The organism is Halomonas sp. 5021, assembly GCF_036663435.1.
In the GTDB taxonomy this organism is placed as follows: Bacteria; Pseudomonadota; Gammaproteobacteria; order Pseudomonadales; family Halomonadaceae; genus Vreelandella; species Vreelandella janggokensis.
This window is the reverse complement of the sequence record NZ_JAXOVU010000003.1, coordinates 358,093-385,062: the sequence shown is the minus strand read 5'-3', so window position 1 is coordinate 385,062 and position 26,970 is coordinate 358,093. Positions and strand designations below refer to the sequence as shown.

Genomic DNA, 26,970 nt, shown 5'->3' with positions numbered 1-26,970 from the left:
AGAAGCGTGTCTGAATCTTTGATTTTTTGTCGACTCAAACCGCGATTGGCGATAATCGGCAGTTATTCAGACCTTCCTTAGGTTCTACTCCACTCCCAGCCGTTACTTCTGACTGGGCCGTTGCTGAAACGCTTAGCATACTGGGTGTATCTCCATTAGCAGTGGCTCAACTCAGGAACTATCAGGATTGGACCGGAAATGAAATTATAACAGGAGAAGGGATCGACATTGGATTAAAACCCATGCCAAATTTAGAGCTAATTGCAGACCATGAACCTGAGCTTCTAATAGGAGGCAATCAAATATTATTGCAGCATTTTTCTGATATCGCACCCACTCTTGATATATCACTCTACCCTTTTACGAATAATCCATGGAAAGAAATTATCGACTTCACCTTTAAAATAGGGGAGCATCTCGATCTTACCGATGAAGCTCAGGTGGTGATCACACAAGCAAATCAGCAGCTAGATACTTTAAATAGAAAAATAAAAGACAAGAACAAAACCATTCTTCTTGTTCAATTTAGGGATGATCGGCATGCTTGGGTTTACGGAAAGAATAGTTTATTAGGTGGCGTTATTGATCGATTAGGTTTAACGAATGCATGGGATCGACCCACGAGTGACATTGGTCTATCAGTTGTATCTATTGATGCACTTGCAAGATCAGAAGGACATTTATTTATTATAGAGAGCCCTGCCTATCAAGATAGGATTGGTCAACAATTAGAAAGCAGTGCTATCTGGAGAGAGCTTATTAGCCAACGTGAAGAAAAAATAACTTATCTTCAAGCCAACTACTGGCCAATAGGCGCACTTCCGTCAGCACTGAAATTTGCTGAGTCTTTTACTGCTGCACTACTAACTAGTGAGAGCCACCTGCTGTAGTAATTGGTTGACTCTTCCCAGCAGACGGCTGGGAAGAGAATTTCCCAATTCAACTGAAACTTAGGCCATTACTTTATTGATTATATCCATATCTCGAAAGTTATTCATTTTCATTATCACTTTCGAAACTTGTGTAAGTAAGATTTCACTAGTGATAATTGAAAAATGGTCTTCGGATAGTTTGATTGAACACTTAGGTAGCTGACCCAATTGTTGATTGAGCGCTTGGCGCTGTCCTTTCATTCTACCATCTGCCCACCAGCAGTCTACACTGCAACGCAATGGTGACAAGGCACCAAGCTGTAGTGAAAGATGCTTCAAGTGCCGAGCCACACAGAATATTCGAGCTAGTTCTTCACTACCCAGTGTCGCGTAACCCTCACGGCCATTTTTATCGGATGATGTAACTGCTCTCTCCAATTTGATGACAATCTCTTCTTCATTCGGTTCTTCACTCCTTTCCTCATCATCACTGAGAGGCTCAAGCGAAACACCTGGTAGTATGACCGACAAGAAACTAACAAGATCTCGCTGCCAGCTATCCTCGCTATGCAGACCATCGCCAGGTATATAGGGATCTATCAAAGCCACTTGATTTACGTCTTGCCCTAGCCCTTCAAGTCGTGCCGCAATCATCGCTGCCAATGTCCCACCAAGGGACCATCCCAACAGCCGATAGGGCCCCACGGGCTGTATGCGGCGTATCGTCTCCACATAGGCATCCGCCATTGCCTCCAGAGACGAGTCTTGATGCTCAGGATCAGTTAGCATCCGGCACGGCAGTCCATAGACCGTGCATATTCCCTGCAGGTGTCGGGCCAACGGTTGATAGTCGTAAACCGTTCCCATCACAGCATGGATGCAGAATAGCGGCGGCTGATCGGGACACTCACCGTTGAGCATGACAGTCCCTTTGGGCAGCGACTCGCTGTTACCCCTCAGTCCCAGCAGAGCCGCAATGGTCGGTTTCTGCATCAGGTCGAACAATTTGAAGTTAAGCCCAGGTTTCCGCAGTGCTTGCACACGGCTCATCACTTTCAAGCTCAGCAGGGAGTCCCCGCCCAACTCGAAGAAGTTGTCGGTCTCACCGACCCGTTCAACACCCAACACTTCTTGCCATATCTCAGCGAGCTGCTGGGCTTCCGAGGTAGAGGGTGCCACATACTCGCGAATTTCCTCTAGATCCGGCTCAGGCAACGCCTTACGATCCACCTTACCGTTGGCATTCAACGGCAGTGCATCCAACGTGATCACGACGCCCGGCACCATATAATCCGGTAGCGTTTGGCCCAGCGCTTCACGTAATGAGCTAATATCGAGTTCACTGTCGGCTTGGGGCACCACATAAGCGACTAACCTAGAGCCGCCCGAATCTTCTTGGGCGACCACCACGGCCTCAAGAATGTCTGGTTGCGATAGCAGTTCGGCTTCGATCTCACCTAGTTCTATACGCAGGCCGCGGATCTTCACTTGGTGATCCAGACGACCCAGGTACTCAAGCTGGCCATCCTCCCGCCAGCGAACCAGGTCGCCGGTGCGGTAAAGACGCTCGCCCTTCGTGAACGGATCCGCGATAAAGCGCTCCGCCGTCAGATCACTGCGATTGAGATAGCCACGGGCCAGGCTTATCCCGCCCAGGTACAACTCTCCTGCGACGCCCTGTGGTACCAGGTTGAGTTCATCATCCAAGACGTAAGTGCGGGTACCGCTAATGGGTCGTCCAATGGGGATCTGGCGGTGAGCGTCATCACGACACCACCAGTGAGTAACATGAATGGTGGTTTCAGTAGGGCCATAGAGGTCGTGGAGGTTGGCACCGTCGAGATACTCAGCCACATCCTGCTGCAGCGTGGCTGGAACGGCCTCACCACCACACATAATATGCTTGAGCCGCGTCTTGGCCTTAACATCGGGATAGGCCAGAAAGGCCTTGAGCATTGAGGGCACGAAATTGAGCGTGGTCACGCCGTGGCGCTGGATCAGCTCGATGATGCGCTCTGGATCTCGATGGTCACCCGGTTGGGCGATCACCAAACGCGCCCCGACACTCAGCGGCCAGAAAATTTCCCATACCGAGACATCGAACCCGAACGGTGCCTTGTGCAGTACGGCATCCACATCGGTGAGCTGGTAGGTCTCCTGCATCCAGACCATGCAATTGGTCAGGGCATCATGGCGAATGGCAGCGCCCTTGGGCCGCCCGGTGGAACCCGAGGTGTAAATCACGTAGGCGAGCTGCTCGCCTTGCCGCGCCACCGCCGGATCAGTAGAAGCGTGATGCGCAACGTCCAGCCTGTCCAACTCAACAATGCTGAGTCCATCCGCTACCGGCAATGACTCGCGCAAGTGGTGCTGAGTCAGCAGCAGCTCGATGCCACTGTCTTCGGCGATGAAGGCCAGCCGCTCCGAGGGATACTCAGGATCCAGCGGCACATAGACGCCCCCCGCCTTGAGAATCGCCAGCAGCCCCACCACCATCTCAATGGAGCGCTCCATGGCGATGCCCACCCGAGTCTCGGGGTTTACGCCTAGGTCGATCAGATAATGGGCTAGGCGGTTGGCACAGGCATTGAGTTCGGCGTAGCTGAGATGCTGATCATCGAAGATGAGGGCCGTGGCTTCTGGAGTTGACGCGGCTTGGTGCTCAATCAGTTGATGGATCGGTGAAGTATCGGGATGCTGATCTGCGTTCTCTCCCCACTCACTCAACAGTTGCAGTTCGTTTTCCCCGAGCAGACTAACCTCACTTAGTGATTGCTGAGGTGCAGTTTGCAGGCTTGCCACGATACCGGCTACGGCCGAACGCATGTAATCACACAGCCGCTTAGCACCGATTACACGCCCCACCTGCCCCACCAGTCGAAAGCCTTCTCCCAAATCATCCACCGACATCCCAATGGGGTAGTTAGTGCGTTCCTGCCCCCCTAGAGACTCCATGCCTTTCCATACATTAATGGGGCTACTTTCTGTCTGGGGTGCGTTGTAACGATAGTTCAGCAAGCTCGTAAATAGTGGCATTCCCCCGGGTAACCCACTGCAGCGCTGTGCTAGCCCGAGACTGGCATGCTCGTGGTGCAACAACGCACTAAGGGCGCTGTGAGTCTGCCGCAAGCACTTATCAACGGTTTTAGATCCCGTTTTGATGCGCACAGGCAAAGTGTTGATAAACATCCCTAATGCCCGTTCAGCCCCTTCAGCGCCCTGCATACGTCCAAACAAAACGGTGCCAAATACCACGTCATCCCGACCGGTGGTTTTGCTTAGCACCAAGGCCCAGGCTAAGTGGAACAGGCTTGCCGTGCTGACACCATAGCGCTGCGCCTGCTGCCGCACCTGTTGAGCCAACTCTGGTTCTAGCGGCAGCTGCATTTCCTCGATATCGCTGCCATCGCCACGTACCTCCAGCAGCCCGAAGGGCGCTGTCGGTTCCTCTATGTCGCCCAATCGCTCGCGGAAGAAGGCTTCATGCTCTTCTGGACTTACCCCTAGACGCGCCTGTGCCACGAAGTCGCAGAAGGGTAGCGGCTTGGGCAGTTCGTCCTCGCGGCCTTGCTGGATCAGGGCAATTTCTTCCACCAGTCGCTCAAGGGTGGTGTGATCCATGACGAGATGGTGGCTAGGCAACTGTAGCAACCAGCGTCCCTGCTCAGCATCGCATGCAGCCAGCGCCCGAATCATAGGTGCTTGGCGCACATCGAGGCGATGGTGCTCAGGATCCACCTGGGTATATAACCATTCTGCCACACTGCCGGTGGCCGCATCTGGCGCGGTCAGCCATTCGATATCCAGCGTGGCATGCCGATACACCACCTGCACCGGTTCACAAAGGCCTTCCCAGCGCACCGCGGTACGTAAAACATCGTGACGGGCAATGAGTTTATTAAAGCTGGAAATAAATACTTCCAGCCTCTCTCTGCTATCAAAGCTCAGCAGCCGAGGCATCACATAAGCATCGCCCTCTTCCTGCAGCCTATGGTGGAAGAGAATGCCCTCCTGTAGCGGTGCCAACGGATAGATATCCTGAATATTGCTAGCACCGCCGGGCACTGCTGCTTCAATGGTCCTGATCTCTTCTCCATTGAGTTCAATCAAAGGCAGCATCTTGGGCTTAATTGTCGAGCAGCCATCTGGAATGCGGTTGGGCGGGATGATGATTTCCTGTCGTTCTGATGTCTGCGTCAATGCCTGGGCGAAGGCCGCTAGTTCCGGGGATTGGAAAAGCGTGCGTACCTGCGCCGTCAGTCCCCGATTCCGTATTTGCTCCAACACCTTCAGAGCCAATAGCGAATGGCCACCCAGCTCGAAGAAGTTGTCGTGGCGACTCACCCGTTCCACGCCCAATACTTCGGACCAGATCTCCGCCAGCGATTCTTCCACCTCGCCATGAGGCGGCTCGTACTGCGAGTTACTGGCCAAGTCCGGCTCGGGCAATGCCTTGCGATCCACCTTGCCATTAGCATTCAGCGGCAGTGCGTCAAGCGAGACCAACACTCCCGGCACCATATAGTCCGGTAGCGTTTGACCCAGCGCTTCACGTAATGAGCTAGTATCGAGTTCGCTGTCGGCTTGGGGCACCACATAAGCGACTAACCTAGAGCCGCCCGAACCTTCTTGGGCGACCACCACCGCCTCGCGAACCGCCGACTGAGCGAGCAGTTCGGCCTCGATCTCACCCAGCTCGATACGCAGGCCACGAATCTTCACCTGGTGATCGAGGCGGCCCAGGTACTCGAGCTGGCCATCGTCACGCCAGCGCACCAGATCACCGGTGCGGTAGAGACGCTCGCCCTGCGCAAACGGATCAGCAACAAAACGTTCCGCCGTTAGATCACTGCGATTGAGATAGCCACGGGCCAGGCTTATCCCGCCGAGATAGAGCTCTCCCGCGACGCCCTGTGGTACCAGGTTGAGCTCACCATCCAAGACGTAGGTGCGGGTACCGCTAATGGGTCGCCCAATGGGGATCTGGCGGTGGGCGTCATCACGGCACCACCAGTGAGTGACATGAATGGTGGTTTCAGTGGGGCCATAGAGGTCGTGCAGGTTGGCACCGTCTAGACATTCAGCCACATCCTGCTGCAGCGTGGCTGGAACGGCATCGCCACCGCACATAATATGCTTGAGATGTGTCTTGGTCTTCACATCGGGATAAGCCAGGAAGGCCTTGAGCATTGAGGGCACAAAATTGAGCGTGGTTACATCGTGCCGCTGAATCAGCTCGATGATGCGCTCTGGATCTCGATGGTCGCCGGGCTGGGCAATCACCAAACGTGCCCCGACACTCAGTGGCCAGAAAATCTCCCATACTGAAACGTCGAACCCGAACGGCGCCTTGTGCAGTACGGCATCGGTATCGGTAAGCTGGTAGGTTTCCTGCATCCAGACCATGCAGTTGGTCAGGGCATCATGGCGGATGGCAGCGCCCTTGGGTCGCCCGGTGGAACCCGAGGTGTAAATCACATAGGCGAGCTGCTCGCCGTGCAGCGCCACCGCTGGATTGGAAGAGGCGTGATGTGCCACATCCAGCCGATCCAACTCAATAACGTTCAGGCCATCAGCGACCGACAGTGACTCGCGCAAGTGGTGCTGAGTCAGCAGCAGCTCGATACCACTATCCTCAGCTATGAAGGCCAACCGCTCGGCGGGATACTCGGGATCCAGCGGCACATAGGCGCCCCCCGCCTTGAGAATCGCCAGCAGCCCCACCACCATCTCGATGGAGCGCTCCATGGCAATTCCCACTCGGGTCTCAGGCTTTACGCCTAATCCGATCAAATAGTTGGCCAAACGATTGGAGCAGGTATTGAGTTCGGCGTAGCTGAGTGACTGCTTTTCAAACACTAGCGCCGTGGCCTCTGGGGCTGCCGCGGCTTGACGTTCGATCAGGTAATGAACTGGAGAAGTATCAGAATACTGTTGCGTATTCTCTCCCCACTCACTCAACGACTGCTGCTCAGACTGTCCTAGCAGGCTGATCTCACTTATCGCTTGCTGCGGTGCCGTTTGCAGCCTTTCCACCATGCCGACTACAGCGGCTTCCATGTAATCACATAACCTTCTTGCACCAATCGTGCGACTCACCTGCCCTACTAGCTGGAAGCCCTCTCCCAGATCATCTACCGCCATACCAATCGGGTAGTTGGTACGTTCCTGACCGCCTAGCACTTCCATCCCCTCCCAGGTATGAGCAGAACTACCTTCGTGCTTAGGTGCGCTATATCGATAGTTAAGCAAGCTGGTGAAGAGCGGCATGCCACTAGTTAGCCCACTACAGCGCTGCGCAAGACCAAGGCTGGCATGCTCATGGTGCAGTAACTCTGACAGAGCCTCGTGGGTTTGTCGCAAGGACTGCTCGATACCTTGAGCGCCCATTTTGATGCGCACAGGCAAAGTGTTGATAAACATCCCTAATGCCCGTTCAGCCCCTTCAGCGCCCTGCATACGTCCAAACAAAACGGTGCCAAATACCACGTCATCCCGACCGGTGGTTTTGCTTAGCACCAAGGCCCAGGCTAAGTGGAACAGGCTTGCCGTGCTGACACCATAGCGCTGCGCCTGCTGCCGCACCTGTTGAGCCAACTCTGGTTCTAGCGGCAGCTGCATTTCCTCGATATCGCTGCCATCGCCACGTACCTCCAGCAGCCCGAAGGGCGCTGTCGGTTCCTCTATGTCGCCCAATTGCTCGCGAAAGAAGGCTTCATGCTCTTCTGCGCTTGTCCCCAGGCGCGCCTGCGCCACGAAGTTGCGGAATGGAATCGGCTTGGGCAGTTCGTCCTCGCGGCCTTGCTGGATCAGTGCAATTTCTTCCACTAGTAGCTCAAGGGTGGTGTGATCCATGACGAGGTGGTGGCTAGGTAGTTGCAAAAGCCAGCGGTTTTGCTCGGCATCGTATGCAGCCACCGCCCGTAGCATAGGGGCTCGGCGCACATCGAGGCGGTGGTGCTCAGGATCCACCTCGGCATTCAGCCGTTCAGCAATGCTTTGTGATGAGACATCATCCACGTTTAGCCACTCGAGGGCTAATTCAGCATGCCGGTATACCACCTGCACCGGCTCACGCAGATTTTCCCAAAGCACGGCAGTGCGCAGGATATCGTGGCGGGCAACCAGCTGGTTAAAACCGGCAGTAAAGGCTTCCAGCCGTTCGCGGCTGTCGAAGCCAAGCAGACGCGGGGTGACATAGGCATCGCCCTCTTCTTGCAGCCGATGATGGAAGAGAATGCCCTCCTGCAGCGGTGCCAACGGATAGATATCCTGAATATTACTCGCACCGCCGGGCACTGCCGATTCGACCTCACGAAGCTCTTCGTCATTAAGCTCGATTAGCGTCAACATCTCAGGCTGGAGAGCCTGACAACCGTGGGGGATACGGTTAGGCGGGATGATGCATTCCTGCTGCTCTGGCTTCTGTGCAATCGCCTGGGCAAAGGCTGTCAGTTCCGGGTGTTGGAACAGCGTGCGTACCTCCGCCGTCAGTCCCCGATGGCGCATTTGCTCCAACGCTTTTAGAGCCAATAGCGAATGGCCACCTAGCTCAAAGAAGTTGTCATGGCGGCCCACCTGGTTGACGCCAAGTATCTCTGACCAGATTTCCGCCAGCGCTTTTTCCACCTCACCTTGAGGCGGCTCATACTGCGAGCCACTGGCAAGGCCCGGCTCGGGCAGAGCCTTGCGATCCACCTTCCCATTAGCATTCAGCGGCAGTGCGTCAAGCGAGACCAGCACTCCCGGCACCATATAGTCCGGTAGCGTTTGACCCAGCGCTTCACGTAATGAGCTAGTATCGAGTTCGCTGTCGGCTTGGGGCACCACATAAGCGACTAACCTAGAGCCGCCCGAACCTTCTTGGGCGACCACCACCGCCTCGCGAACCGCCGACTGAGCGAGCAGTTCGGCCTCGATCTCACCCAGCTCGATACGCAGGCCACGAATCTTCACCTGGTGATCGAGGCGGCCCAGGTACTCGAGCTGGCCATCGTCACGCCAGCGCACCAGATCACCGGTGCGGTAGAGACGCTCGCCCTCTGTGAACGGATCGGCGACAAAACGTTCTGCGGTAAGGTCAGGGCGATGCAGGTAGCCCCGTGCCAAGCCCAGACCACCGAGATAGAGTTCCCCCGAGACGCCAGGCGGCACCAAGTTAAGATCGCCATCCAACACATAGGTACGAATACCAGCAATCGGTTGGCCAATCGCTACCTGGCTGCGCCCATCGTCTTGGCACGTCCAGTGGGTAACATCGATAGCTGCTTCGGTGGGGCCGTAGAGGTTGTAGAGCGCCGTGCGAGGCAACCGAACAAATACCTGATTCTGTAGTTCTGCCGGTAGCGCTTCGCCGCTGCATACCAGACGCGTCAGGCTGGTACAGGTCTCGACCTCACCATGCGCCAGGAAGGCCTGAAGCATTGAAGGTACGAAGTGCAGCGTGGTGATCTTGTGGGTACGTATTAATTCGACCAACTGCGTCGGCTCGCGATGGGCGCCTGGTGGCGCCATCACTAGCCGCGCGCCCTGCATCAGCGGCCAGAAGAACTCCCACACCGAGACGTCGAAGCTGAACGGCGTCTTCTGCAGCACCGTATCGTCGGCCGTTAGATCATAGGCCTCCTGCATCCACTGTAGGCGGTTAGTCAACGCGTGATGGCGGTTAGCTGCACCCTTGGGCCGCCCGGTGGAGCCGGAGGTGTAGATCACATAAGCAAGATTTTCGCCGTGCAGGGCCACGTTTGGATTGGTCGACGCATGATGCGTCACATCCAACTGATCCAGTTCGATGACATTCAGGTTTTCGGCTACTGGTAACGACTCACGAAGGTGTTGCTGGGTAAGTAGCAGCTCAATACCGCTGTCCTCGACCATATAGGCCAACCGATCACTCGGATAATCTGGGTCTAGTGGTACATAAGCACCACCCGCTTTGAGGATACCCAGTAGCCCCACCACCATCTCGATGGAGCGTTCCACCGAGATGCCCACTCGAGTTTCGGGTTTTATACCTAGTCCGATCAGATAATGAGCCAATTGATTGGCACAAGCGTTGAGTTCGGCGTAGCTGAGTGTCAGATCTGAAAATACCAGCGCCATGGTTTCAGGGGTTGCCGCCGCTTGTTTCTCAATCAAATGATGGACTGGCTCAGCATCGGAGTATTCCTTAGTGTTGACTCCCCATTCAGCCAACTCTCGTCTTTCACAGGGTCCGAGGACTTCCAGCTCTCCCAGGCATCTGCTGTGATTCTCGCAGAGCGTCGTCAACACCTGCTGGTAGCGCTCGAGCAGCTTTTCAGCAGTCCCCTGCTCGAAGAGATCGGTACGATACTCCAAATCGCATTGAACGCTTTCCTTTCCTATTACACAATTAAGGGAAAGCTCAAACTTAGTCGTGCCATTTTCTGCCCTCATTGGCTCAGCAATAACGCCATCAAATTCCAGTTGCTCGGCGTCGCCATCCATCTGTACGCCAAACATAATCTGAAACAGTGGGTTGCGTGACGGATCGCGCTGCTCACTACGAGCTTCCAATAGTATCTCTAGGGGCAACTCTGCATGATTCATCAATCCGAGCGCATCTTTCCTAACCTGCCGGACGATATCGCGAAGTGTCATAGCGGGCGATAAGTTGGCACGAAATACTTGGGTCGAAACAAAGTAGCCCATCAGGTCTTGCAGCTCATCGAACGGTCGGCCAGCGTGCGGTACTCCAATAGCGAACTCCATCTGATCGCTGTAGCGCGCCAGTAGGACTTGCCATGCCGCTAAGAGAATCATGAATGGCGTGCATTTTTCTTTCCGACAGAGTTGTCGCAGCGCATTAGCAAGGTCAGCAGGCAACGCTATAGAAGAACGAGCACCTGAAAACATCTGCACCCCAGGGCGCTTATAGTCAGTGGGTAGCTCGATGTCTGGTACTTGGTCACCCAGATAACTATTCCAATACGCTAAACTTTTCTCAAACTCACCACGCTCATATCTCTCGCGTTGCCAGGCTGCATAGTCTGTATATTGGATTTTCAGTTCTGGTAGAAAGACCTCTTCCTGAGATGCCACTGCCAAGCGATAAGCCGCTGTCAAATCCTTTGCAAGAATAGGGTTCGACCACGCATCGGAAACGATGTGGTGCATACACACCGCAAGCACTTGCTCTTGATCACCCACTTTTATCCATTTCGCCACTAAGGCCGGTGATGCGGTAAGGTCAAAGACATGGTTTGTAACTTCATTAATGGATATGGCCAGCCGAGCTTCTCGCTCCGCTGGTGTTAGCATTGATAAATTCTCGCACTGCAGTTCGAACTTCGCATCAGAGGCAACCACTTGCATCGGTTCCCCGTTTCGTTCGACGAAATGAGTACGCAGTACGGCATGTCGTGCAATGACAGCCTGAAAAGCTCGCTCCAATGCCTCAGGATTCACGCTCCCCTTCAGACGAAAGACCCGAGGTAGGTTATAGGCACTCAACCCTGGCTCCATATTCTGCAGTAGCCATAACTGATGCTGAGAGAAAGAGAGAGGAACGTGCTCTCCTACCTGGGTGCGCGCTACAATACTCTCTTGATACCGCCCACTCTGATTAGCGGCTAGAGATTCCTGACTCATACCATCCATTGCTGAATCCTTAACTAGAGACTGCTATTCGATTGAAAAGGAAGGGTGTACCTCTTCCTGTATCCCGTATTCACTCTCGCGTAGAACGGCACCCAGCTCGGCGACAGTGGGATGATCAAATACCACGCCGGGAGCTATCTCGATGCCGAACTGCTTACGGATGCGGGCTACCAGCTTGATCACCAGCAAGGAGTGCCCACCCAGCTCGAAGAAGTCGTCATCAATACCGATCTCATCGCGACCAAGCAGCTCAGCCATGGCTTGGCACAGATTGGCTTCCACGGCATCTCGGGGCTTCACCAAGGGTTTGCTTTCCGCGGTATTTTGGGCCAAGGCTTCCAGCGCGGAGGTGTCTACCTTGCCGTTACCTAGGCGAGGGAAATGCTCAACAGGGATAAAACGAGAAGGACGCATAGGCTCAGGCAGTAGCACAGCCAGCTGCTCGCGAAGCTGAGCTTGACCCTCAACGGACGTTACCTCGGTGTCAGCGATCAGGAACGCTACGAGTTCCGGGGTATCACCGCCTCTACCCATCAGGCGAACCAGGCTCTGCTTAACCCCTGGCCGTGCTTGCAACACGCTTTCGATTTCCGCCGGTTCGATCCGGAAACCACGCAGCTTGATCTGATCGTCGGCTCGCCCAATAAGGCGTACGCCACCCTCGGGCAGCACACACGCCAGATCGCCGGTGCGATAGAGACGCTCACCGGGAATAAAGGGATCTTCGGCAAACGCGGAAGCATCGCTATTGAGATAGCCGCGCGCCAGTTGGGCGCCGCCCAGATACAGCTCACCTACTGCACCGGTGGGGATCGCGTGCAAGTTATCGTCAAGCACGCGATAGCGGCAGTTCGGCAGCAGCTGGGTTAGCGGGAGCGGGCCTGTAATATCTTGCGACAGCGATACCGGGTGCACCATAACGCCCACCGTGGCTTCTGTAGGGCCATAGTGGTTGTATAGCTGGCACTCAGGGGAAATCCGCGCAATGCTCGAAAGTAAGGTAGGTGAAGCGGCCTCGCCGCCAAGAATCAGTGTTTTCGGCAACTGGGGCGCCTCGCACTCCAGCAGGGCCTCCAAGTGAGACGGCACTATCTTGAGCGCATCGATATTGGTCGACGACATAAAGCGCGCAAAGTGGTCGCCATCCTGCATATCGTCCGGTGCGACGATCACCAGGCGGGCACCATTGAACAAGGCGCCGAACAGTGCCGTATTGCCCAGATCGGTAGCCAGCGCCCCGGTCAATGCCCAGCGCTGGCATGCCGATAGCTCCATAGCCTTTGTGGCACCGGCGACGTAATTAAGCAGTTGACCATGCTCAATTACCACACCTTTTGGCGTGCCGGTGGAGCCAGAGGTATAGAGAAGGTAAGCCACGTCGCTGAGGTCTTGCTCTGGAAACGACAATGCGCTACCTGCTTCTTGCACTTCCTGTGGCAGACCTACAGTGGGGATACCGGGAAGGGTCTGTGCTGCTAGTTCCGCCTCGGCGTTTTCAGCGCTCACCACTAGCGCGGGCTGGGCATCCTCAAGCACTCGCCGTTTACGGTCTACGGGCCACTCATTGTCGAGCGGCAGGTAGGCGGCACCTACACGCCATACTGCCAGTAGCAGCACGACCAAATCGGTGGAACGGGGCAAGTTGAGCGCTACGTAATCTCCATGTTTGACGCCCTGGTTATCCAACCACCGCGCGATACCATTAATGCGGGCTTCTAATTGGGCGTAGCTCAGCGTGCGGCCCTGCTCCTCAATGGCAATGGAATCTGGCGTCGAAGCAGCCCAAGCGGCGATATGGGTAGCTACGCTACGCTCGCCCACGTCGAGCTCACTGTCCTCAATCGACTGTAATCCCTGCTGTTGCTCAGGGGAGATAAGCGGCACCGAAAATAGCTTTTGCGCAGGGTCAGCTAGGCCCGCCTGAAGCAGCGTCTGGTACTGACCCAGCAGACACTCGGCCGCCGCTCGGCTATAGCATGAGGGGTCGGTGTAGAGCGTTGCCACTGCCCCGCTCTCATTGCGGCCAACGTGCAAGGCAAGTTCAAATTCTGCCGATGGCCCTGGCAATTCTCGCAAGCGCCACTGCAAACCCGACGTATCTAACTCACTCACTCCTTCTGAAAATGCGAACCCCATTGCGAGGTGGCGCTTATCAGGCAGCGCATCAATTGACCAATACTCTTGAGCCTGGGTATGCGCCTCTAACTGCTCTGATAAACGGGCGATCCAGCTAGAGAAGTCGCTATCAGCGACACCTTCAACCAGTAACGGCAGTACCTTGTCGAAGAGCCCGATCGCCCCTTGCATCACCTCGTAGTCCTGGCGGCAGTCGTGTTGCCAGCCGCCCAGCACACGCTCACTGCCGCTAATCCTGGCGAGTAACGCCCACCAAGCTGCCTGCAGCACTGCCTCTGCGGATACTTGAAGCCCATCTGCCAGGCTATCGATACGCGCTACGAGGTCTGGTTCGAGCTGCAAGGCCACATATTCATGCTCTGCCCGCACGTCATGGCGATGCGCTTGCCTTGCAGGTAAACGGCATGCGCCTGCCTGCTCGGCATGCTGCTGGTGATTTTGCCAATACTCACGACCCTCTTCGGCATCATCGTCACTTTCAAGGGAAGCGCGCCATTCGATGAATTGAGAATACTGAAGCGCCGACTCATCATCGGCTCCGCCCCTCTGATCGTAAGTATCCACCAACGCTGAGAACAGCGACTGCAGACTGCCGCGATCCGCCACCAACGCCGAAACAGCCAGTACTAATACCCAGGTAGTTTCACCTGTTTGCAGCAGCACTGGTCGCAGCAGTTCGCCACTCTCAACGGTCATGGGCCGGAGCTTTAATGCCTCGCTATAGTCACGAACACCATTGGCTTTGTCATCGCTGCCACGTAAGTCCTCATAACGCCACTCAATAGCAGGTAGTTCTTCAAGCGCCTGGTGTCGCAGCCCCCGGTACCCGGCCACGCTCTTCAAAGCCGTCGATAGGGCTTCATGCTGCTGCCTCAGGTCGCTCAGTGCGCACTCCAGCCGCGAGCTATCAAGCGCACCTTGGATATCGACCACCATGACATTATCCTGCGCCGATGCTGCCTGCTGGGTGTCATTTTCATTAGCTTCTGCCGCCACCAACACTGCGCGCTGTTCAGGGCTAAGCGGCCAATGGGCAAGGCTCTGCTGTTCCGTTATCGCATTCATTTATTGACTCCCGAACCCCGTGACTTCATTGACCGACCAACTCGGCATCGGCATTTACCCCTTGGGCCTCTTCCAGCGCCGAGCGCTCATAGATGTCTCCCATCGCCACTACAATCTTGCGTGGCCCTTCGTAGGGATCCCGGGCATGGGCCGCTAACATGTTGTCGACCATCACCACATCGCCCCGGCGCCAGTCGAAACGCACCGCACAGGCTTCGTATGCTTCTCCGACAACCTTCATCATCTCGTCGCTAATCACGGAGCCGTCGCCGAAATAGACATTGCGCGGCAGGCGCTCCTGGCCAACCATGCCAAGCAGGTCTTCTTTCACATCAGGCTCAAGGCAACTGACGTGGTGGAGCTGCACCTGATTGAAGAACACCCGATCACCGGTTACGGGGTGGGTGACTACTGCAGGGCAGTGCGTACGCGTCTGCAGCTCGTCATCACCCAACCACTCCCAGTCGATTCCCGCTTCTTTGAGCCGCACTTCAACCTCCTCCCTGCTATCGGTTTTGAAAAAGTCTCGCCAGCTCACGTCCAGGTTGCGGGTGAAGGTGCGCACATAAAGCAGCCCTTTGCGCTCGAACTCCTCCACCACATCGGCGGGGAGCTGGCGTAGCATCTCGCGACAGTCAACAATCGGGGTGGCACCTCCCACAGGAGAAGGCTTCTCGCAGAAGAACAGTTGCTTACGCGGCCAGCGCTCCAAATGCGAACTTTCGTTGTGATAAAGAATCATCTGGCGCTCGGGATAGGGGGTTGAACGGTAGGTATTACGCCCCCCCTCTTTCTTGGGCAGATCACCATAGTTGCCGTAAAGGCCCGGCTGGATAGCCTCGGCAAAGGCCTCAAACTCTTGTGGCGTGGTAAGGTCAAAGTTACGGAACAGGATGCCTGCGTGCGTTCGTAAATGTTGCTCAATGAAGTCACGCTGGGACGTTGCCCACGCCACTGCATCAAGGTCAGCGTCCGTCGCTTCGATCACCAGGGGAAAGACCCTTTTTTCGTCAAACAACGCCGTTCGTACCGGTGAGTCACTGTTGGTCGAGGAGCGCGCATCTGGCTGGGATTTCAGGCTGCCAAGCTTGTTGAGTTTGGCACCTTTTGAAAGCTTGTTTTGCATAGCGTGTTTCTCCATTAGGGGTAAACGAAACTCCTCGACGGGTGTGCTGGGAGCTTCCACGATCTGCGCTAGTAGCGACTGCCAAGCACCGGTCAAGTGCTCAATGGTTTCGCGTCGATACAAGGCAGTGGCATAAACCCACTCGACTGATAGTCCGGTATCACTTTCATCAACGAATACCGCCATATCGAACTTCGACTCCTGCCTAGGCTGAGGCATGACCTCCACCTCAAGACCCGGAAGTGAGAACCGTTCGGTTGGCGTGTTTTGTAGTACGAAGAGGGTTTGTATCAGGGGGGAGCGATCGCGCTCACGGCTAATCCCCGAAAGCTCGACAATTCTGTCGAAGGGAACAGTTTGATGATCGAACGCATCCAGCACGCTGGTCTGTACTTGCTCGAGCCAGTGGCCGAAATCAATCTGTCCATCAGCCAAACGAGATCGCAGTGGGATCACATTGACGAAAAAGCCAATTAGCGGCTCAACGTCGGGATGGCTACGGCCGGCGACATCGGTTCCCACCACTAAGTCTTGTTGACGTGTCTGACGATGCATCAACAGCTGAAAACTCGCCAATAGAAGCGTAAATAGCGTAGTGCCATGCTGGGTGGCGAGCCGGTTTAAGGACGTTGACAGCTCAGGGCTTAGCGACATGCTCAGAGCACTACCGGCGTGCGATACTTGGGTGGGCCTAGCGAAGTCCCCCGGTAGTGTTGAGAGCGGAGGAGCATCGCTTAGATAGCGACGCCAGAAGGTTGCGCTTTTCTCGAAGGCCGCTCCCGACAGTGCTTTGTCATGCCAAGCGGCGTAGTCAACGTACTGAATGGGGAGATCGGGAAGCCCACTCTCTTCATCATCAATAAGCGCGCGGTAGGTTGTGACGAACTCTTTGATGAAGACAGCTTCTGACCAACCGTCGAATACAATGTGGTGAACACAGAGCAGCAGCAGATGCGACCGTGGCGATAACCTTATTACAGCGGCACGGAGAAGCGGCCCCGAGGATAGATCGAAGGCGCGCTGTGCATGCTCTTCCATAAGCTGCCGGGCTTGATCATGCTGCTGGTCGCCCTCCAGGTTCACCAAGTCGACCCATTCAACCTCCATAGGGTTGCCGGGTGCGATGACTGCGATCGGTTCACCCACTTCGTTCTCTGGGTAACGGGTACGCAGTACTTCATGACGATCTACAATCACATCAAGCGTCGACTTAATTGCTTCTGCATCAAGCTGCCCTGTGAGGTTTAGAGCAGCGGACATGTTGTAGCCCGTTCGCTCGCTGGAGGAGCCTGCCAATCGATTGACCAGCCATAACCGCTTCTGGGCCGGAGACAATGGCATTTGCTCACGCCGGGTAATGGGACACAGCGGCGTATCGCCCACCACATCATTTCCACCAGTAGAGGCAAGGAGAGCCAATTCGCACAGAACGGGGGTCTTAAATAAGTCGCGAAGGGCCAAGCTCTGAAGACCTGCCGCTCGCATGCGCGCAAGCATTTGCATTGCCAACAGAGAATGGCCGCCTAGCTCGAAGAAGTTATCGTGTCGGCCCACCAGCCCAACGCTCAATACTTCTGACCAGATTTGCGCCAGCGCTTCTTCAACCTCACCTTGAGGCGGCTCGTACTGCGAGCCACTGGCTAAATCCGGCTCAGGTAACGCCTTGCGGTCTACTTTGCCATTGGCATTCAGCGGCAGTGCATCAAGAGCCACCACAACCCCCGGCACCATATAGTCCGGTAGTTGTTGGCCCAGCGCTTCACGTAATACGGCGCTATCGAGTTCACTGTCAGCTTGGGGCACCACATAGGCCACCAGCCTCGAGCCACTAGGGGTGTCTTGGGCAACCACCACCGCCTCGCGAACCTCCGGCTGAACCAATAGTTCGGCTTCGATCTCGCCCAGTTCGATACGCAGGCCGCGGATCTTCACCTGATGATCGAGGCGGCCCAGGTACTCAAGCTGACCATCGTCACGCCAGCGCACCAAATCGCCCGTACGGTAGAGGCATTCGCCCTGTGCAAAAGGATCGGCGACAAAGCGTTCTGCAGTAAGGTCAGGACGGTGCAGGTAGCCCCGCGACAAGCCCACGCCACCCAGATAGAGCTCCCCTGCGACGCCAGGCGGCGCCAGGTTAAGATCACCATCCAGTACGTAAGTGCGGATACCTGCGATCGGTTTGCCGATCGCTACCTGATTGCGCCCATCGTCTTGGCACGTCCAGTGGGTCACATCGATGGCAGCTTCGGTGGGGCCATAGAGGTTGTAGAGCGCCGTGTGAGGCAGGCGGGTAAATACCTGGTTTTGCAGCGCTGCCGGAAGCGCCTCGCCGCTACATACCAGACGCGTCAGGCTGGTGCAGGCTTCTACCTCACCATGCGCTAGGAAGGCCTGAAGCATTGAAGGTACGAAATGTAGCGTGGTGATCTTGTGGGTACGGATTAATTCAACCAGTTGGGCTGGCTCACGGTGAGCGCCTGGCGGGGCCATCACTAGCCGCGCGCCCTGCATCAGCGGCCAGAAGAACTCCCACACAGAAACATCGAAGCTGAACGGCGTCTTCTGCAATACCGCATCATCGGCCGTTAGATCATAGGCCTCCTGCATCCACTGTAGGCGGTTAGTCAACGCGTGATGGCGGTTAGCTGCGCCCTTGGGCCGCCCGGTAGAGCCCGAGGTATAAATCACATAGGCTAGGTGTTCACCGTGCAGGGCCACGCTTGGATTGGTCGACGCATGATGCGTCACATCCAACTGATCCAGTTCGATGACATTCAGGTTTTCGGCTACTGGTAACGACTCACGAAGGTGTTGCTGGGTAAGTAGCAGCTCAATACCGCTGTCCTCGACCATATAGGCCAACCGATCACTCGGATAATCTGGGTCTAGTGGTACATAAGCACCACCCGCTTTGAGGATACCCAGTAGCCCCACCACCATCTCGATGGAGCGTTCCACCGAGATGCCCACTCGGGTTTCGGGTTTTACGCCTAAGCCAATCAGATAATGGGCTAACTGGTTGGCTCGATCATTGAGTTTGGCGTAGTTGAGTGACTGATCTTCGAATACTACGGCCGTAGCCTCTGGGGTTATCTCGACACGGTGTTCGATCAGACGGTGGACCGGGTCGGTCTTGGTATAGCGATCACCGTTAACGCTCCACGCCTCTATTTGCTGCCGCTCTTCGTCACTTAACCAATCAATCTCCCCAACTCGTTGAGTCGCTGACTCGCTCAGTTGCTCAAGCGCTCTAACCAGATGCTGAATCAACATCATGGCAACGGAATCGTCTAGCTGTGATCTTGAATAGCTGAAGCAAAGTTCCAACGTTTCCTTCTGGAAGACGGCCAGCGTTACGGGGTAATTGGTTTGCTCGCGGTTGGCCACCTCGCCGAACACCAATTCGCCCGGCAGGTTCTGATCCAATGCTGCATCCACAGGATAGTTCTCGAATACCAACAAACTATCGAACAGTGATTGACCACCCTGCCCCGCCCAGAGCTGGATGTCATAGAGCGGCGTATGCTCATGCTCGCGACTCGCCAAGTTTTGTTCCTGCAACTGGCGCAACCACTCATCGACACGCAGTGAGGGATTCAGTGAGACAATGAGCGGCAAGGTATTGATGAAGGGACCAATCAACTGCTCTGCCGCTGGTAGCTCCGCAGGTCGCCCGGCGACGGTGGCTCCAAAACAGAGGCTATCTTGCCCCGTGTAACGGGCCACCAGCAGCGACCAGGCACCTTGCATTAGTGTATTGAGTGTTACGTGAGCAGCCTTGGCGAAATTCTCCAGTCGCTGAGTGGTCGTGCTATCTAGCGACAGGGATATATCTTTGTGTCCAGCTTGCACTTCGTGGGGGCTAGGCATCGCACTGACGAGATGCGTGGGCGCATCAAGATGCTGCAGCTGGGCACGCCAGTAGGCTTCACTAGCATCAGCGTCACGGCGCTGCAACCATTCAATGTAATCACGATAGCGTCCTTCTACAGATGGCAGGGATTCACCGACGTAGCAGCGCAGAACCTCACCCATCAGTTGCGAGGTACTCCAGCCATCCAGCAGCAGATGGTGACGCGTCCAGATAAAGCAGTGCCGGTTATCGGCGACTGTCACCAGCGCCAAGCGCATCAGCGGCGGCAACGTAAGATCGAATGGCGCCCGCTGCTCCTCGGCAAGCCTCTCAAGCGCCGCTGATAGATCCTCTCTTCCGCGCCAATCCGCTTCAAACCACGGCAGCTCGACGGTGCGTGCCACCCACTGCAGCGGTGCGCCAGCGTTCTCCATGAAGCCGCTACGCAGAATCTCGTGACGCTCTAGCACTTGATCCCAGGCGGCCTTGAAGCGCTCAACATCCAGGTTGCTAATCTCCACCTGTAACTGGTTGAGATAGGCCACATCCTGGTCATCGTAGAGGCTGTGGAACAGCATGCCCTGTTGCAATGGCGATAGCGGATAGATATCCGCCAGTTGATCGGCGGCAACAGGCAAACCGTCCAACTGCGTCTGACTCAGCCCCGACAGCGGGAAGTCCGAAGGTGTTGCGCCACGAACGCCGCTAGCACAGTGCTCAATCAATGCCTCTAGTTGCGCTTGGAAGCTTACTTGCAAGGCATTTATCGCCGCCTCGCTGTGAATCTCACGACTGTAATGCCAATCGAAGCGCAATTGGCCATCTTGAACCCAGGCCACCACCTCAATCCAGGTACGGCGCTTGCTTTGCGGCGCGCGAGTCTGCCCTGCATTCTCTTTGGCAAGCCGCCAAACCCCATCGCCCTGTAGAGAACGATCCAACTGGCCTAGATAATTGAAGGTGACCTGAGGGTAGGCACCGCCGACCAGCGCAGGCTCCTCTTTCAAATAGCGCAGCACGCCGTAGCCGAGCCCCTTGTCGGGCACCTGGCGAAGCTGCTCCTTGATGGCTTTGAGGCTCGAGCCCGGTTCGGTACTACCCGGCGCCAAACTCACCGGGTAGAGCGAGGTGAACCAACCCACGCTGCGACTGAGATCGACACCGTCGAACAGGTCTTCGCGACCATGGCCTTCCAGCTCGATCAATACACTATATCGCTCCGCCCACTGGCACAGGGCGCTCGACAGCGCCGTGAGAAGCAGATCGTCCATCTGGGTACGGTAGGCTTTATGCACCGGCCCCAGCAGTTGCGTGGTTGCCTCAGTAGACAAGCTGCCGGCAAGTGAGGCGGTATCTGCAACGGTGTTGCTGCCCTGGGGATTCTGTGCCGGTAGGCTAGGCTCTGGCGCTTTAACTAGGTCTTCCCAATAAGGGCGTTGCTCAGCCAACGCCTGCGATTTGGCGTAGTCGGCCAGGGCACTCGCCCACTCAGCTAACGAGGTGGTGGCCGGTGGCAGGTCGGCTGCCTTTCCTGCACTTAACTGCGTGTAGGCCGTTTGCAGGTCATCAAGAATCACGCGCCACGAGACGCCGTCTACCACTAGGTGATGAGCCACTAGCAGTAGGCGCCCACCATACTCGCCCCCCAGCTCCATCCAGATGGCCCGGAACGGTCGCGTCAAACTCAGGCTGCGCTGCGCAGCATCGGCGGCCTGGGTGATGGCCTGCTCAGGATCCGCTTGGTCACTCAGATCCAGGTGCTCGAAGAGGTCATCGGCTAGCTTGCCATAGGCTTGTTGCCAGCTATCGCCAACGCGCTCAAAGCGCAGCCGCAAGGCGCTATGGTGATCTACCACTGCCTCAATGGCGCGTCGTAGCAGCGCGGCATCTACACCACTGGCCGCTTCCAGCATCAACGACTGATTCCAGTGGTTTGGCTCGGCGAAGTTCTGCTCGAAGAACCAGCGCTGCACCGGCAACAGTGCAAAGGAAGCCACCTTATCAGGCGCAGCCACTTGTTTAGGTGCGGCCGCCGCCAGGGGCGTGGCCATCGCTGCCACGGCGGCCACGGTCTGCCCTTCCATCAACTGCTTGGGCGCTATCTTGTAGCCACGCTTGCGCGAGCGCGCAACGATCTGCAGGCTGAGGATGGAGTCACCACCCAGCTCAAAGAAGTTGTCGTTACGCCCCACCTGCTCGCAGCCGATCACGTCAGCCCAGACCGCTGCCAACGCCTCCTCTGCTTCTCCCTGGGGCGCTTCGAAGGCTTTACCACCATCGGCTCGCACTGGCTCTGGCAACGCCTTGCGATCCAGCTTGCCATTGGCGGTTAGTGGTAAGCCATCCAGCCGTACCAGGGCGCTGGGCACCATATAGTCCGGTACGCGCTCGCCAAGCTGCTCTAGTAACTCGGCGTCATCGACGTCGCTCCCGGTTGCCATCACCACGTAGGCATACAGTTGCGCGCGGCCTTCATTGTCATCCCTTGCGACGACTTCTGCTTCCAAGACCCCTGGGTGGTCGCGCAACAGGGCAGCGATTTCGTTCGGCTCCACCCGATATCCGCGAATCTTGACCTGATCATCCACACGGCCAAGGAACTCCAGGCTACCGTCGGCCAGTTGGCGCACCCGGTCACCGCTGCGATACAGCCTCTCCCTTGCATGGAAGGGGCTGGCAACGAAACGTTCCGCCGTTTGCCCCAGCCGGTACAGATACCCTTGCGCCAGCCCTGGCCCGCCTAGGTAGAGCTCACCGGCAACACCCTTCGGCACCGGATTAAGCCAAGGATCAAGCACATAGGCCTGAGCATTGGCCAGCGGTGTGCCGATCGGCAGTGTGCTGGCAGCTCGATCGGCTATGTCAGCTTGCTGGGTGAGAATACCTACCGTGGTTTCCGTAGGCCCGTAGTGATTAAGCACTTGGCAGGTTGGCTTAAGCTCGGCGATACGTTCCAGTAGCGCCCAGTCGGTCGCTTCGCCGCCCAGAATCAGGCGCTCGTGCGTAAGCACGTCAGCCGGGGTTGCCGCACTCAGCAGTGCCCGCAGGTGGCTGGGCACAATCTTGAGCACATCCACCCGCTGTTCCCGCATATAAGCTGCAAAGGCATCCGGGTCAAAGGCGCACTCGGGAGAAATGAGGTGCAAGGTGCGGCCGGTGCACAAGGCACCAAACAGCACCGTATGCCCCAGATCCGCCGCTACCGTCGACACCATCGCCATGTTGCGGGCATCCTCTGGTAGCGCCAACGCTTCCAGAACACCCTGTACATAATTGGCCAGCGCACCGTGACTTACCACTACGCCCTTGGGCTTACCCGTGGAGCCAGAGGTATAGATCACATAGGCCGTCTGCTGGGGATGGATAACGGGTGGTTCGTGCTCTACTGCAACTGGAATATCATCGGCAAACGCCAGTTCCATTACCGGAATGTCATCGCTCCAGTCGCAAGCCATACTGCTCAGCATTAAGCGAGCGCCACTGTCAGCCAGTTGATAGGCCAAACGTTCCATCGGTAGTTGTGGATCCAACGGCACAAACGCCCCGCCCGCTTTGAGTACGGCGAGAATGCCAAGTACGTATTCACATGAGCGTTCGGCGTGAATGGCAACACGCACTTCAGCGCCTACTCCCTGTGCGACCAGTGCCTGTGCTATACGCTGGGCTTGAGCGTCCAGGCCGGCGTAGGTATAGCAGTATTGCCCATCATCTACAGCTGGCTCATCAGCATTAACTGCCACCGCTTTCGACAGCAGAGTGGGGATATCCTGAGCAAGACATTCGCTTTGGTTGCCTTCCAGCACGGAGATAGGCTCGGGTAGCGCCAGCATCGCCGTATGAGACTGCGGATCAGCGACGACCTGCTCGGCCAGGCACCGGAATGCCTGGCAGAAACGCTCGATCGTATTGGCATCGAATAGCTCTGCGGAATAAGCGAATAGACCTGCTATTCCCTCGGACTCATCGCAAAAATCGAGACTCAGGTCGAAGTGAGCAATGCCTGTGAATACCTGCTCGGCTTGAATCGCCAGGCCAACCACGTGACGCTCCGCCTGCCACCTTTCCTGCTGAGTACACTTCACCTGAAATAGTGGATGTACCCCGGGTTGCCGTTCAAGCTGCAGTGCCTCCACCAACTGATCGAAAGGCACCTCTTGATGCAGCTGGGCATCGATCAGGGTAGCGTTCACCTCATCTAATAAACGTTCGAAGTTTTTAGTGGGATCAACCTGAGTGCGCAGGACAACGACATTGATAAGGTAACCAATCAAGCCCTGGAGCTCGGCTTTATGGCGATTGGCAATGGGGGCCCCTACTTTGATATCTGTCTCACTGCTAAAGCGATGCAGTGTCAGCTTTAATAGTGCCAAGATCACGGCGTAGAGCGAAACACTTCGTTCACGGGATAAGCTACGTAGCTGCTCGCTCAACTCACGAGGAAGCGTAAAGCGCAGCTGGCCTTCGCTCGGTGCGGACAGCGCTTGGCGTGGACGATCCAGCGGCAATGCCAGCGGGGGATGATCCCCGGCGAGGCGTTCGCACCAGTGAGCAAGTTGGCTCTGTCGCTCACTACTATGTCTCTCACTGCTATGCTGCTGACGCTGCTGCCAAACCGCATAATCTGCGAACTGTATTGGCAGTGGTGCAAGCTTGACTTCTTGCTGTGTGCACGCACCCTCATAAAGTGCGCATAGATCATCGATGAGCACCTGTACTGACCATCCATCGCCAGCAATGTGGTGCTGAACGACGGCTAATACATGGTGCTCTGGGGACAAGCGGTAGAGGGCAACGTTTAAGGGAGGCGCATTTTCAAGATCAAAAGGTTGCCTCGCCAGTTCGGAGAGAGCGTCCTGCAGTGCCTGCTCCTGTTCATCCGCGGTATCACCGGGTATATCGTCACAGATCAGCTCAGGACTCCAGTCCTGCGCTAGCCGCTGAACAGGTTCTCCCGCCTCACTCAAGGGATAATATGTACGTAAAATGTCATGTCGCTGAACCAGGGCCTCTAGCGCTGCATTGAGCGCCGGTAAATCCACCTCCCCCTTGAAGTGCAGTGCCCCCGCCATATTGTAACCAGCGCTATGGGGATCGAGCTGCCACGTCAGCCATAGGCTGCGCTGTCCTTCCGACAGCGGTATGTCGCCTTGACGCTGATCATCTTCAAGACGGGGGATGGCCATCCCTCGTTGATCCGATGGTGCCGCCAAACGTGCTTCGATAGCTTTAGCCATGGCAGACAAGCGCGGTTGCTCGAACAGCGCGTGCAGAGATAGCTCGACGCCCCAGTGATCACTGATGGCGGCGGCTAGGCGCACCGCCGCCAGAGAATTACCCCCGCTGGAGAAGAAGTGAGCATCTTTTCCCAACGGCTTTTCCTTGCCGTCCCCCAGCACTTGGCACCAGAGCTTCGCCAACGCCTGCTCCGTTTCGCTCTCTGGTTCCGTGGTAGATGGCGATGACTTTCCTCCGCACTCAGCGTCGCCACCGCTGGCAAAATGCCCAAAGGCGTGAATGGCGTAAGCATCCAGGCTACCTGCCTCCCAGCCCTGGCGGCAGGCACTGCGCTGTAGCTTGCCGCTGGAGGTCTTGGGGAGGCCGCCGGGGTTGAGTAGAAGCGTGACAGAAAGTGGCTCGTGGCAAGCATTCCCCACCGTCTCGCTTAGCGCTTCGACCAGCGTCTCGACGGGCACCAGCTTCTGCATACCTCGGGAGACCTCAGCCGCCACGCCAATCCCCTCGGTGCCTTCAGGTGTGGTCACGGCAAAGGCCGCTACGCGTCCTTTGCGCACTGCTTCCACTTCCGCCTCGATAGCGCTCTCGATATCCTGGGGGTAGACGTTATGGCCGCGCAGAATGATGAGATCTTTGATGCGCCCGGCGATATACAGCTGCCCTTCGTGCAGAAAGCCCAGATCACCGGTGCGCAGCCAGCGATCATCGCGAACGTCGTGAGCCTCTGCATCGGTGTGCTGCCAACTGACCCCATCGCGGGTGACAAAGGTGTTGGCCGTTGCCTCGGGGTTCCGCCAATACCCGTGTGCCACGCTGGGCCCATTGACCCAGATCTCGCCCACGTCGCCTTCGGGCAGCGAGAGAAACCCTTCGGGATCGACAATATCGATTGTGTGACCCGGCTCCGGCGTGCCGCAGTCCACCAGCGTATTGCCTTCAACGGCTGAAACAGCTTTACCTTCGGCCAGTGACTGTTGAGAAAAAGCCGCACCCACCACGCCCGAACCGCGTGGATTACAGCTGACCAATAACGTCGCTTCGGCCAGGCCATAGCAGGGGGCTGCGGCATCAGCGGCGAAGCCCGCAGGGCGGAAACGTTCGATAAAGCCAGTGAGGGTTGCGTGGCGCACCGGTTCGGCGCCTGAGAACGCGACCCGCCAGTTGGATAAATCGAGCGCTTTTACCTGCTCGTCGCGAATACGTTCAAGGCACAGCCGGTAGGCGAAGTCTGGGCCGCCGCTGATAGTGCCCCCATGACGGGAAATCGCTTCCAGCCAGCGTATCGGCCGTTGCAGAAAGAAAGTGGGGCTCATCAGTACGGCAGGGATACCGCGATAGAGGGGTTGCAGCAACCCACCGATCAGGCCCATGTCATGGTACAGCGGCAGCCAACTGACGAAGACATCGTCAGCGCCAATCGTGAAGCCCGTCTCGATGGCACGCTCGTTCGCCATCAGGTTGCCATGACTCACCATGACGCCTTTGGGCGTGGCCGTGGAACCTGAGGTGTACTGCAAAAAGGCGATATCGTCACGCTGAGGTCGGTACTCAGCCCAGTATTCAGCGCGGCTCTCATACACGGCATCCACGGGGATCAATTCGGCGCTACCAACGTCTTTTCCCGCTGAGGCGATCAGCTCGATAATCGCCGAAGAAGTGAGCACACAGGCCGCCTGGCTATCGTCGGCGATGGCCAGCAAGCGTGCCAGGTGCTGCTGCCTAGCCGATTCCGGTGGGAAGACCGGCACGGCAATCACCCCGGCATACAGGCAGGCAAAGAACGACACCACGTAGTGTTCGTCGTTATCCAGCAGGATCAAGGCGCGCTCACCAACCGGGAACCGCTGCTGGAGCTCGCTGGCCAGGGCGCGGGAACGCCGCTCCAGCGTGGCGTAGTCGAGGATGGTCTCGCCTTGAGCATTTACGACGACCAGCGCTCTGTCGCCGGGTCTTTCCCGGGCCAGACGGCTCAAGTGCTCGACATAGCTTATAAAAACATCGTGATGGGCCGGGTGGCTGTTCATTGTCTGAGCGTGCCTTGTAGTCATGGGTATACCTGCTGG

At 56.6% G+C, this 26,970-nt stretch carries 4 protein-coding genes; 1 reads left to right on the top strand and 3 read right to left on the bottom strand.

All coding sequences use genetic code 11. The annotated features are described in order from the left end of the window. Positions 1-26 precede the first annotated feature (26 nt). Positions 27-890, top strand: coding sequence for an ABC transporter substrate-binding protein (locus tag R3F64_RS08525; RefSeq protein WP_332610887.1), 864 nt, complete (start codon positions 27-29; stop codon positions 888-890). A 60-nt stretch (positions 891-950) separates the two neighbouring features. Here R3F64_RS08525 and R3F64_RS08520 read toward each other — a convergent pair whose 3' ends face one another. Genes R3F64_RS08520 through R3F64_RS08510 form a run of 3 tightly spaced genes read right to left on the bottom strand, consistent with a single transcriptional unit; the run spans position 951 to position 26,955 of the window. Continuing rightward, positions 951-11,483: an amino acid adenylation domain-containing protein gene (locus R3F64_RS08520; RefSeq protein ID WP_332610912.1), complete on the bottom strand. Its 10,533-nt coding sequence runs from the start codon at positions 11,481-11,483 to the stop codon at positions 951-953. A gap of 33 nt (positions 11,484-11,516) precedes the next feature. Next, on the bottom strand, positions 11,517-14,693 hold the full coding sequence (locus R3F64_RS08515; RefSeq protein ID WP_332610886.1) for a non-ribosomal peptide synthetase: 3,177 nt from the start codon (positions 14,691-14,693) through the stop codon (positions 11,517-11,519). A gap of 25 nt (positions 14,694-14,718) precedes the next feature. Then, positions 14,719-26,955, bottom strand: a complete 12,237-nt coding sequence (locus R3F64_RS08510; protein ID WP_332610885.1) for an amino acid adenylation domain-containing protein — start codon at positions 26,953-26,955, stop codon at positions 14,719-14,721. Positions 26,956-26,970 lie beyond the last annotated feature (15 nt).